Source organism: Maritimimonas sp. 2210JD6-3 (assembly GCF_056591795.1).
The window spans coordinates 45,368-56,497 of sequence record NZ_JBWQOJ010000023.1 but is presented as its reverse complement, the minus strand read 5'-3'; the positions used below and the strand labels follow the sequence as shown (position 1 = coordinate 56,497).

The window sequence follows — 11,130 nt, the reverse complement described above, 5'->3', positions numbered from 1 at the left end:
ATTATATAAAAAAGAAAAACTCTTAGCAAACTCAAATGAAATTCTTGAAATAAGGGAAACACAAGATAATAGAACAGTAACGTTAGATGATATTCCATTTGCTGTTGTTGATGAGGCTCCAATATTTCCAGGTTGTGAAGGAAGTAGTAACCCTAAAGATTGCTTTAATAAAAAAATACAAGAGCATGTAAAGAATAATTTCGACATAACCTTGGCAAATTCTCTTAATTTATCTTCTGGTAAAAAAAGAATTTTCACTTTATTTAAAGTAACTGCGCAAGGTGATATCGAAATATCTGGTATAAGAGCTCCCCACAAAGAATTAGAAGATGAAGCTAGAAGAATAGTAGCTAATTTACCTAAGTTGAAACCTGGAATGCATAATGGTAAGAATGTTAGAGTACCTTATCAACTTCCCATAACATTTGAAGTAGAATAAGTTTATGAATAAGATTTTAATCTTTATTTTATTTTCATTGTTGATTTTTAAAACCGAAGCACAAATTTCGGTTTTAAAAATTGCGGATAGTTTACTTAAAACGGGTGATTATAAATCTGCACTAATAAGGTTAGAAGAACAAAAAGAACCTACATTTTTTGAAATTCAAAAAATAGCCAATATTTATCAAAAAGTGGGTAGCTACTCAAAAGCTATTAAGTTTTATCAAAAAGCTTATACTGTAAAGCCATCTCTAAAAATAAAAGAAGAAATGGGTAAATGCTACCAAGCAATTGGTAACGCAGAAAAGGCAATACAGTTGTACAATGAAATTGTTCAAAACAATCCAAACAATTTATTATTAAAATATCAACTTGCCAAATTATACATGGGTAATAGGAAAGTGAATAAAGCTGTTGATTTATTGCAAGAACTTATTGACAAGGATCCTGAAAATCCGAATTATCACTACCAGCTAGGAGAAGCTTATAACAAATTAAAAAAGGATGCTTCAATAGGATATTTACAAGCGTATAAGCTAGATACAACACATATAAAGAGTATTTATGAATTGGCAAAATTCTACAAAATTGTAAATGTAAAAGACTCGTCTCGTTTATTCATTGATAAAGGATTAAGACTGTACCCTAAAAGTTTAAATTTTTTACAATTAAAAGCACAGACTGAATATGCAAGAAAACAATATGATACGACCTTAGTGTATCTCAAAAAACTAGAAAAATTAAATTTCGAAACAAGCTTTACATTAAAACTATTCGGGTTGTGTTATAATAGAATAGAAAATTATGAACAAGCCATCTTATATTTAGAGAAAGCGGCTCGAAAAGATACTAACGATGCCTCCATAAATTATAATATAGGTCTAAATTATTACAAATTAGAAAAATTTAAGAAAGCGCAATTACATTTTATGCTGGCAATTTTTAAAGAACAGCCAAATATGGCTGAATATTATTATTACTTGTCAATGGCTCAAGTAGAGCAAAAGCTTTACAAGGTAGCCTTAAAGACGTTAGAAAAAGGATTAAAAATTAATCCTTCTGATTATACTTTAAAATATCAATTAGCTATTATCTCAGATACATATTACAAGGATAAGAAGATTGCTTTACAACATTTCGAGAACTATATTTTAAAACACCTTAATAAGAATAAAGAACAAACAGCCTATGCTAAGCAAAGAATAAAAGAAATTAAAAAAGCATTGTTCATAAAAGCAGAATAATCAATTTACATTGAACTAAAAAAATTGTACTTTCACGTTGTCAATCGGTTAACAATGTCTTTGCGTACAGTAGCAGTCATTTTCTTACTATTTACTTTAATTTCTTGTAGCAAAACGTCTTCAAGTAGTACTGCCTCTAAAAATATTCAGGTGTTAGATACCGTTATTGATTACACTTCGGTAGATGATTATCCTTTATTTTCAAATTGTAGTGAATTAGATGATAAACAAGCTCAAAAGTCTTGTTTTGAGGCTACTTTAACGAAGTTGTTATCAGAAAAACTTCATCAAATTAATTATCAAGTTAAGGAAACTGTTAATGACTCGTCGTATGTCGAGCTCTTAATAAATAGTAACGGTAAAACGAAAGTTATAGCCATTAACTCTCCACAAAGTATTACACAAAATGTGCCTGAGTTAGATAGTATAATACGACAAAGTATTAATGAACTTCCTATTTTAGATTTACCCGCTAAAAAGCGAGACATACCTGTAAATTCTCAATATAAATTAGCAGTAGTGGTGCGAACAATACGTTAAAATCTAATGGCTAGTTTTTTCATGAGTCGTAATACTTCAATGTATAACCATATTAATGTTACGAGCAATCCCCAAGTAGCTACCCAATCGTAGTATTTTGGAGCACGTCCTATTTTTCTATCTATAAAGTCAAAATCGAGTAATAATGAAAATGAAGCTACTAAAGCTGCCACGACATTAAAGCCTATAGCGAACCAAGACGTACCCCAAACGAATGGTAAACTGAGGTCGAAAATGGTTAATATCCAGTTAATAATATAAATAAACATGATGGTTATAGCGACACTTATCACAACACTTCTAAAGCGTCTGGTAACCTTGATAATGCTGGCTTTGTAAAGTATAAGCATTACAAAAAACGTAAGTATCGTAATACTAACGGCTTTCATAGGCATTCCAGGAAAACGCTGTTCTGCGTATGCAGAAATTCCTCCTAAAAAAAATCCTTTTGCTAAGGCATATAATGGTGTCGTAAAAGGAGCCCATGTACGCTTAAAGGACGTTAATAAACTAAAAAATATAGCAGCTAACATACCTATTGAGGTGTACCACTTTACATTAACACCTTTATTTACCAAATCCCAAACGTACCATGTCGTTAATCCAACGAGTCCCAAGCAAAAAAGTGACTTCAAAAAGATTCCGGTAAGCGACATTTTCTTAATCGTTGATTTTTTACTCTTCCAGATATAATTTGTGAAAGCAGGATTTGAAGTTCTATAATTAAGTATTGACATGTAGGCTGATTTATTTTTTAAACCGTCGGTCTTTCCATCGGTACCCTCCAGATAAAGAAGGTATTACTACAAACATACTAAAAAAGGGATAGACGAGACTGCTGATAACAAATGATGCTAAAACACTTTTTTGATTGAAAAAACGAGCCATTTTAAATAGAAGACTCATATCTGCTAAAGCCTTGACGCCGAATAATAAAATTAAATAAGACCATTTAAAATAACCTACTACAGATGCGACTAAAAGAAATACCAATAGAAGACTCATTAAAAAAACGGTAATAGCAACAAAACGGCTAAAGTTATTGTTATATCCAGTAGCTTTTGAAGCCCAACGTATTCGTTGTTGTATTAAATCTTGTAAACTAGCTTCGGGTTTTGTAGTAACTAATGCCTCTAAAGATTTTATATATCTCACTTTTGTGGGATGTTTTTTCACAATTTTTTCCATAAGGAACATATCATCTCCACTGGCTAGAATCATGTTTCCTTCAAAACCATGTACCTCCTTAAAAACAGCTTTTGTATAACATAAATTTGCTCCATTACATAAGAAGGGTTTTTTAATACCAAAAGCTCCTATAGTACTTCCTTGTAAGCTTAATAGATCTAATAGTTGAAAACGATCTAAGAAGGTCGTTGTATTTTTATAAGTTACGGGAGCGGCAATCATGAATGGTTGCTTATTTTGTATAAAATCATCAAATGCTTTTAACCAGTTTTTTGATACCTCGCAATCTGCATCTGTGGTAAGTATCCAATCAAATTTTGCTTGTTCAATGGCAGTATTTAGAGCATCTTTTTTAGGAGAATTTGTTTTTCTCTGGTTTTTTAAAATAGTAACGTTGTAGGATGTATTCATAAAAGAAGTCTCAATAATCGTAATTGAATCATCTGTAGAGTCATCGTCAACAAAAATAAACTCGAATTTATCCTTTGGATAGTTAAGTTGCTTTAAACTATTTAATAATTCAGGGAGATTTTGAGCTTCATTTCGAAAAGGAATAATAATAGAAAAAGAATTAATTAGCTTGTCATTTAATAGTTCAAATTTTTTAACACGATCAAAGCCAATGATAAATGAACAAATAATGGTAACATACACTAATGTTATGATGATAGCTGCAATAATCATTCAATACCGTTTTTTGTCTCATATAACGCTGAGAAATTAAAATTTAACACAAAATAGCTCCCGAAAATTGCAGGAATGGCAAAATTTAATACCCACATCACTAAAGTGATGGTAATAATACGAAGTTCATTAACCGGATAAAAACTAAATACCCAAACCGCTACAGATCCTTTAATAAGCCAATCAAAAAAAGTTAAACTCGGTATTAATGATGCTAAAAGATACATACTACTTATAAGCATGATGGCAGTAAAATAATCGATATCAACCTTAAAAACGGTTAACAGAAAGTAAAACTGAAATGAAAATATTAAATACCTAATTGCAGAAAAAAATAAATTTTTAACATGTAGTGAGAAGGGCATTTTCTTAATAAAACCGATAACTTTATCAATATAAAATCCTCGAATTTTTTTTGCGCCATAACGCTTTCCAAAAAAGCCAAAAATCATAATAAACGCAAACAAATATATAAATCGTCGTAATCGATAGACTTCTAAATCTACTTGATATGTACTAAGAAAATAGATAAGACCAACAACACCAAAAAGCGTCGTTATAGCCATTTGGTTTATATTACCTAATAAATTAAGCAACATGATTTTTCGTCTTTTTCCTTTACCAAAATAAATAGCTTTTGCTCCGTACTCACCAATTCTATTCGGTGTAAACAACGAAGCCGTTAAAGAACCTAAACTTTGTTTAGCAGCGGCAGTAACAGAAATTTTAGATACATACGATGCTAAACTTTTCCATTTTAGAATTTCAAAGAACCAATTGCATATTGTTAATGCTAAAAGAATAAACAAAGTACTAGTACTTGCGGCAATACTTTTTTCGAGCTGAATTAAAAAATCTTGAAAACCGATTTGTTCATTATAAACGACCTTATTATATATAAAATAAAAAGCGCCAACTATAATGGCTAATTTCACTAAAAGAAACAGGAATTGTTTAGTTTTGTATGGCAACGAATTGTACATTGTTGCAAAGTAATTCTTTTTATTTGAGTTCAGAAAAAATAATATTAGGCATTGATCCGGGAACTACAATTATGGGTTTTGGTTTGATTAAGGTTGTGAAAAAGCAGATGCAATTTATGCAGCTTAATGAGCTACATCTAAAAAAATATGAAGATCACTATACCAAGCTCAAAATCATTTTTGAAAGAACTATTGAATTAATAGAAACCTACCACCCAGATGAAATTGCTATTGAAGCCCCTTTTTATGGTAAAAATGTGCAATCCATGTTGAAATTAGGTCGGGCGCAAGGTGTAGCGATGGCTGCAGGTTTATCGCGTCAAATACCTATTACAGAATATTCTCCTAAGAAGATTAAAATGGCCATTACTGGTAATGGTAATGCGAGTAAAGAGCAAGTAGCAAGAATGTTGCAAAGTACGTTAGGACTAAAAGAATTACCAACTAATTTGGATTCTACGGATGGCTTGGCTGCTGCTGTGTGTCATTTCTACAATGCCGATCGTGTTACAGTAGGTAAAAGTTATTCTGGTTGGGCAAGTTTTGTAAAGAACAACCCTAAGAAAGTTAATTAGATAATTGACTAATTTAACAATGAGAGTTTTAGAAAAATTATTTAGTCAACTAATTGTCAAATCATCAAATTAATCATTTGGCAGGAATCTATATCCATATTCCATTTTGTAAGCAAGCATGTTATTACTGCGATTTTCATTTTTCTACGTCACTTTCGCAGAAAGATAATATGATGAATGCATTAATGAAAGAATTACAGTTGCGCAAAAATGAGTTTGCTGAGCTAAAAGTGCAAACGATCTATTTTGGTGGAGGTACTCCCAGTTTACTTTCAGCAGATGAAATTAAATTACTGATTGATACTGTTTATCAAAATTATCACGTTGTAAATGATCCAGAAATAACACTAGAAGCGAATCCAGATGATCTATCGAAAGAGAAAATTACTGAATTAGCTAACACACAAATTAATAGACTCAGCATTGGTGTTCAATCCTTTTTTGATAATGACTTAAAATTGATGAATCGTGCCCATAATACTAAAGAAGCCAAAAAGTCATTGTCACTCGCGACTTCCCACTTTAAAAATATTTCGGTCGATTTGATTTATGGTATTCCAAATGCGACAGATGATCAATGGTTGGAGAATATAGAGACAGTTTTGTTATTTGAAATACCACATATCTCAAGTTATGCCTTAACCGTAGAACCAAAAACAGCTTTATATAATTTTATTAAAAAAGGTATTGTGAAAAATGTAGATGATGAACAAGCACAAAGGCAATTTTATATACTAGTTGATAAACTTTCTGAGCATAACTATGTACATTATGAAGTATCAAATTTTGGTAAAGAAGACTTTTTTAGTCAAAATAATTCGGCCTATTGGCAGAGGAAATCCTATATGGGTATTGGTCCTTCAGCACATTCATTTAATGGTGAAAAAAGAAGTTGGAATGTCAGAAATAATATAAAATATATAAAGGCATTAGCCGAAAATAAATTACCAAGAACTGAAGAGCTTTTAACAAAAACCGATCGCTATAATGAAACAGTAATGACAGGGCTTAGAACCATGTGGGGTGTTTCTTTACCATATGTTGAGGTAACCTTTGGTAGTACATATAAAGACTATCTTTTACAGCAAGCATTACCTTATATTAAGCAACAATTGTTGTATATTGAAAACGATAAATTGTTAACTACAAATGAAGGAAAATTTTTAAGTGACGGAATTTCTTCAGATCTATTTAAATTAAACTTGTAATGCTGGCAACGATACTTTACAATTCAAAAAAACATCAAATTAACTTAACAAAACCTATTGATCTTTCAATACCACTTCGTGCTTCTAAAGATAATGTTAGTGTTTGGTATATAGACGAACCTACTATTCAACCAGAGAAGTTAGATGATGCTATTATAAGCGTCGAAGAAGGTGCAGCAATAAATTTTAATACCATACGCTTTAATCCGCATGCGCATGGCACTCATACCGAATGTGTAGGTCATATCACAGAAGATGTACTGTCAGTTAATCAGAATTTAAAGCAATTTTTCTTTTTGGCTGAATTAATTACGGTGGCTCCAGAGAAAAAGGAAGATGATTTCGTGATCTCTAAAAAGCAACTACAGTTTGCACTAGGGAATAAAAAAAGAGAAGCGGTAATCATTCGTACTTTGCCTAATACGAATGATAAAAAGAGTGCACAGTACTCACATACAAATTGGCCTTATTTACTAGAAGAGGTAGCTATTTATTTGAAATCTAAAGGTGTAAAGCATTTATTAATTGATTTACCGAGTGTTGATAAAGAGCATGATGACGGAGAATTGGTATGTCACAATGCTTTTTGGAATACTTCTGGAAAGCTTCGTATGGATGCTACCATTACAGAACTTATTTATGTACCCAATCAAGTAAAAGATGGTACATACTTCTTAAATCTTCAAATTGCGCCATTTGAAAATGATGCCTCGCCAAGTAAACCTATTTTATATGAAATAGAGGAGTAAATACGTATCAATTAAAGAGATAAAATCTAAGCAACGTAAATACGTATTTTGTATCCTATTATTAATAAATAAGCGTATTATGAAAAATATGATGTTACTTTTAGCTGTTTTTTATCTTATTTCTTGTAGTGAAAATGAAATCTCTCAAAATGAGATTATAATAGAAGATTTAAAGGGTACTTGGCAATGGCTTGAATCAACAGGTAGCATTGCAGGTATTACTGTGAATCCTGAAAACTCTGGAAAGACGATGTTTATCAGTTTTACCAAAGATAATAACTTTAAGAAATTTATTGATGGTAATGAAGTGTATTCTTCACCTTTTATCTTATCTGATAAAGAAGATCAAATTAGTATTGAATATACTACATTGGCAATTTTTGAAAGTCAGGGACTTGGTTTTGATCATCAGGCGCAACAAGAGATTAAATTTGTATCTGAAAGTACACTACAAATGACTGATCCTTGTTGTGACAATTTTGTATTTATTTTTACTAGAGTTTTTTCTTCAGAACGATAATGCATATAGAAGAACTACGCGAATATTGCCTGAATAAAAAAGGAGTAACAGAAGAGTTTCCTTTTGATGAAACTACATTAGTTTTTAAAGTATTAGGTAAGATGTTTGCGTTAACAGGATTAGAGCGCTTACCACCTCAGGTAAATTTAAAGTGTGACCCTGAATGGTCAATTGAATTACGAGAAGAATACAATGGGCTTATTTATGGAGGTTACCATATGAATAAAAAGTTATGGAATACCGTTGAGTTTTCTAATTTACCTTCAGATTTTATAAGAAAATTAATTGATCATTCGTATGATTTGGTGGTAGCAAAAATGCCTAAGAAATTAAGAGAACAATTATAAAAACCGCTCTAAATTGAGCGGTTTTTATATTCTTATTTTAGTATTATATACACTGCACCTTTTTTACCTTCACTTTTTTTAACATTTACGCTTTTTATCATTTTCAGATCAAGTTTTTCTACCTTTTTATAATTTACTTTTTTTCCATTGATATAATAATCTACATCTTTTTTAAAAGGTGGTGGAGGAACATCTTTGTTCTTTTTGATTATAATTTTTCCATCCTTAGATTTAAAAGTCATTTCACTTTTTTGCGTTGGCGGAGGTGGAGGTGGAATCGGGCTTACGCTTTCCTTTTGCTTATCAGACATTAAATTATAAATGTATTTAAGTCTTTTTACATCACTTCCTTTAATAACATTGTCTTTAGTTTTAGAAGTATATTCTTTCATAAGCTCTCTAGACGCCCCCTTTTCTTGAGCCTCTGCATTTGTACTAAATAAGAATACAAAGCATATAAATATTGGAATTAGCAATAGTTGTTTAAATAGCATTTTTGTTTTTGACTTATTTTTTGTCATCATAGTAAACCTTTTTTTAGTTAATGAATAATTTATACTACTGGCCAAGTAGCTTGGGTTATTCCGGAAAATATTTTTGAGTAATGTATTTATATAAATTGATGAATCTCCTATTGACGATAGTACAGCTGAATCAGCCAGAAATTCATGATTTAATTTTATTGCTTTTTTATAGTAATATAATATTGGGTTAAACCAAAATAATAATTGCAATGCTTCAATAAAAATGATATCTAATGAATGTTTTTGTTTTACATGACTTAATTCATGCTGAATAATACAATCATTTATTTTGCCATTTTCATAGAGTGATTTATTAATGAAAATTGTGTTTAAAAAAGAATGAGGTGGAAGTGATTTCTCTAATAAAACTAACGTATAGCCATTTCTCTTAATAAGAGAACCTTCTTTTTTTGAAGAATATATTTTATACAGATTTCTAGAAAATCTAAAAAGCATTATTGATGTACCTAACAAATAAACCACTAAAAAAAAGTATTCTAAAAAAGAAGAATTGACGCTCTCATCTATCTGTACTACTTCAAAATTTTGATTTGCTAATAATAAATCTTTACTTACTTCGGTAGTATTAAATAAAGTGAAATCTAATTGTAAAAATGGAATAGAAAAAGAAAATAATATTGTCACCAATAAAAACAACCTATTAAACTTATGCATTTTTTCTTGTTCTAAAAATAAATGATAAATCACTAAGAAAAGAGATAGACAAATGCTTGATTTTATTAAGTATAGTATCATTTTTTCTTCTTTTTAAGTTCTTTTTCTGCTAGTTTAATAATATCCTCTAGTTCAGTGGTTGATAAATTTGTTTCCGAGGTAAAAAAGGAAGCAAACTGAGAAGCAGAATCATTAAAAAAATTTTTTATCAACCCATTTACATGCTTAGAAAAATAAGCTGATTTCTTTACGAGTGGATAATATTCTCTAGACTTACCATATAGATTGTAAGCAACAAACCCTTTGTCGATCATTCTTTTTAAAAGAGTAACAACTGTAGTTGTGGCAGGTTTGGGTTCAGGATAAGCATTTAATAAATCTTTCATAAAAGCTTTTTCAAGCTTCCAAAGATGTTTCATAAGCTGTTCTTCAGTCTGAGTCAATTTCATGCTCTACAAAATTAGAATTAACTCTATAAATGTAGAGATTAAAATTTAAGAATCAAAATAATTTTGACTTTTTAAAAATTAAAATGATGTTTTGTAGTTACATGGGGTTGCATTTTTAAGTTTTTTGAATGTACGATTGAAATTAGAGATGTTGTTAAAACCTGATTGTTCAGCGACTTCAGAAATAGATAGTTCTTTATGAGCTAATAATAGTTTGCAAGCATGTTCAACTCTCAATTCATTTAAAAAAGAAAAATAAGTTTTGTCAGTTCTTTTTTTAAAATATTTGCAAAAAGCATTTTTTGTCATGTTTGCTATAGAGGCTACTTCTTCTAATGTGGTACCATTCTTAAAATTGTTGAATGTAAACTCCATAACCGCACTCATACGCTTTCCTTCATTATCTGAATATTGTTTTCTATAAATGAATGATGATAATAGTTTGTGTTTTGCTTTAGATAAAATTTGAAGTAAGGTCATTAATGATAGGAACCGTTCAAACTTGTTTAGATCTTTTAGTTTTAGAAATATATCATGACATCTGTGTTTTGTTACCTTAAATCCATTGATAGATTTTTCAAAAAATACTTCAGTAGATTTTAATTCTTCTAGTAGAAAAAAATTACTTCCAAATGAATCTTTAGTGAAAAATAAAGTTATCATTAGAGATTTTTTATCAGAATGCTCGCTCTTAAAAACATGAGGAAGATTACTTCCTATAATAAGAATATCTCCTTGGTTATAGGTGTTTACAGTATCACCAACGATTAAAGTTCCAGTCCCTTTTGCGATATAACTCAGTTGAATCTCTTCATGTTGATGTAATTTATCATAAAAGATAAATTCATGGTCTTCTTGATAAATCAAGGCATCATTATTAGGTTTAGGGATTTTAAAAGGCAACACTTTCATAATATAAAATTAATCATAAAATCATTTATATTAAATATTTTGGATAAAATAGTATTATTATTGGATAAAATGTAGTTATTATAGCTAATGT

The 11,130-nt window shown here is 30.1% G+C and carries 14 protein-coding genes; 8 read left to right on the top strand and 6 right to left on the bottom strand.

Features of this window, described 5'->3' with window-relative positions:
- The 3 genes from AC1EUY_RS10710 to AC1EUY_RS10700 form a co-directional block, all read left to right on the top strand.
- Nucleotides 1–439, top strand: a 439-nt coding sequence (locus AC1EUY_RS10710) for an energy transducer TonB (RefSeq protein ID WP_480195528.1), incomplete at its 5' end; no start/stop codon positions are given.
- 4 nt (nucleotides 440–443) lie between these two features.
- Entirely contained in the window at nucleotides 444–1,685 is a 1,242-nt protein-coding gene (locus AC1EUY_RS10705) for a tetratricopeptide repeat protein (RefSeq protein ID WP_480195527.1), read from the top strand.
- A gap of 54 nt (nucleotides 1,686–1,739) precedes the next feature.
- Nucleotides 1,740–2,225, top strand: a complete 486-nt coding sequence (locus AC1EUY_RS10700) for a hypothetical protein (protein ID WP_480195526.1) — start codon at nucleotides 1,740–1,742, stop codon at nucleotides 2,223–2,225.
- Here AC1EUY_RS10700 and AC1EUY_RS10695 read toward each other — a convergent pair.
- The 3 genes from AC1EUY_RS10695 to AC1EUY_RS10685 are packed head-to-tail and all read right to left on the bottom strand — an operon-like array spanning nucleotide 2,222 to nucleotide 5,032.
- Complete coding sequence (locus AC1EUY_RS10695) at nucleotides 2,222–2,962, bottom strand: Bax inhibitor-1/YccA family protein (protein WP_480195525.1); 741 nt, start codon at nucleotides 2,960–2,962, stop codon at nucleotides 2,222–2,224. The genes AC1EUY_RS10700 and AC1EUY_RS10695 overlap by 4 nt on opposite strands.
- A gap of 10 nt (nucleotides 2,963–2,972) precedes the next feature.
- Complete coding sequence (locus AC1EUY_RS10690) at nucleotides 2,973–4,097, bottom strand: glycosyltransferase family 2 protein (protein ID WP_480195524.1); 1,125 nt, start codon at nucleotides 4,095–4,097, stop codon at nucleotides 2,973–2,975.
- A complete protein-coding gene (locus AC1EUY_RS10685; protein ID WP_480195523.1) occupies nucleotides 4,094–5,032 on the bottom strand; it encodes a hypothetical protein in 939 nt (312 codons plus the stop codon). Before AC1EUY_RS10685 ends, AC1EUY_RS10690 begins: the two co-directional genes overlap by 4 nt.
- A 71-nt stretch (nucleotides 5,033–5,103) precedes the next feature.
- On the opposite strand from AC1EUY_RS10685, the gene ruvC reads away from it, so the two are divergent.
- The 5 genes from ruvC (at nucleotide 5,104) to AC1EUY_RS10660 (ending at nucleotide 8,479) form a co-directional block, all read left to right on the top strand.
- Nucleotides 5,104–5,655, top strand: a complete 552-nt coding sequence (gene ruvC / locus AC1EUY_RS10680) for a crossover junction endodeoxyribonuclease RuvC (protein ID WP_480195522.1) — start codon at nucleotides 5,104–5,106, stop codon at nucleotides 5,653–5,655.
- Between the two features lie 77 nt (nucleotides 5,656–5,732).
- Nucleotides 5,733–6,863 (top strand): radical SAM family heme chaperone HemW, encoded by a 1,131-nt coding sequence (gene hemW / locus AC1EUY_RS10675; protein WP_480195530.1) that lies wholly within the window; start codon nucleotides 5,733–5,735, stop codon nucleotides 6,861–6,863.
- On the top strand, nucleotides 6,863–7,612 hold the full coding sequence (locus AC1EUY_RS10670) for a cyclase family protein (protein ID WP_480195521.1): 750 nt from the start codon (nucleotides 6,863–6,865) through the stop codon (nucleotides 7,610–7,612). Before hemW ends, AC1EUY_RS10670 begins: the two co-directional genes overlap by 1 nt.
- A gap of 79 nt (nucleotides 7,613–7,691) precedes the next feature.
- Nucleotides 7,692–8,132, top strand: a complete 441-nt coding sequence (locus AC1EUY_RS10665; RefSeq protein ID WP_480195520.1) for a hypothetical protein — start codon at nucleotides 7,692–7,694, stop codon at nucleotides 8,130–8,132.
- A complete protein-coding gene (locus AC1EUY_RS10660) occupies nucleotides 8,132–8,479 on the top strand; it encodes an MmcQ/YjbR family DNA-binding protein (RefSeq protein ID WP_480195519.1) in 348 nt (115 codons plus the stop codon). The genes AC1EUY_RS10665 and AC1EUY_RS10660 overlap by 1 nt, the downstream gene beginning before the upstream one ends.
- Nucleotides 8,480–8,511: 32 nt before the next feature.
- Here the strand turns inward: AC1EUY_RS10660 and AC1EUY_RS10655 are convergent, their stop codons facing one another.
- The 3 genes from AC1EUY_RS10655 to AC1EUY_RS10645 all read right to left on the bottom strand — a co-directional run bounded on the left by AC1EUY_RS10655 (nucleotide 8,512) and on the right by AC1EUY_RS10645 (nucleotide 11,039).
- Complete coding sequence (locus tag AC1EUY_RS10655) at nucleotides 8,512–9,759, bottom strand: M56 family metallopeptidase (protein WP_480195518.1); 1,248 nt, start codon at nucleotides 9,757–9,759, stop codon at nucleotides 8,512–8,514.
- Complete coding sequence (locus tag AC1EUY_RS10650) at nucleotides 9,756–10,127, bottom strand: BlaI/MecI/CopY family transcriptional regulator (protein ID WP_480195517.1); 372 nt, start codon at nucleotides 10,125–10,127, stop codon at nucleotides 9,756–9,758. Before AC1EUY_RS10650 ends, AC1EUY_RS10655 begins: the two co-directional genes overlap by 4 nt.
- A gap of 78 nt (nucleotides 10,128–10,205) precedes the next feature.
- Complete coding sequence (locus tag AC1EUY_RS10645) at nucleotides 10,206–11,039, bottom strand: AraC family transcriptional regulator (protein ID WP_480195516.1); 834 nt, start codon at nucleotides 11,037–11,039, stop codon at nucleotides 10,206–10,208.
- Nucleotides 11,040–11,130: the final 91 nt, after the last annotated feature.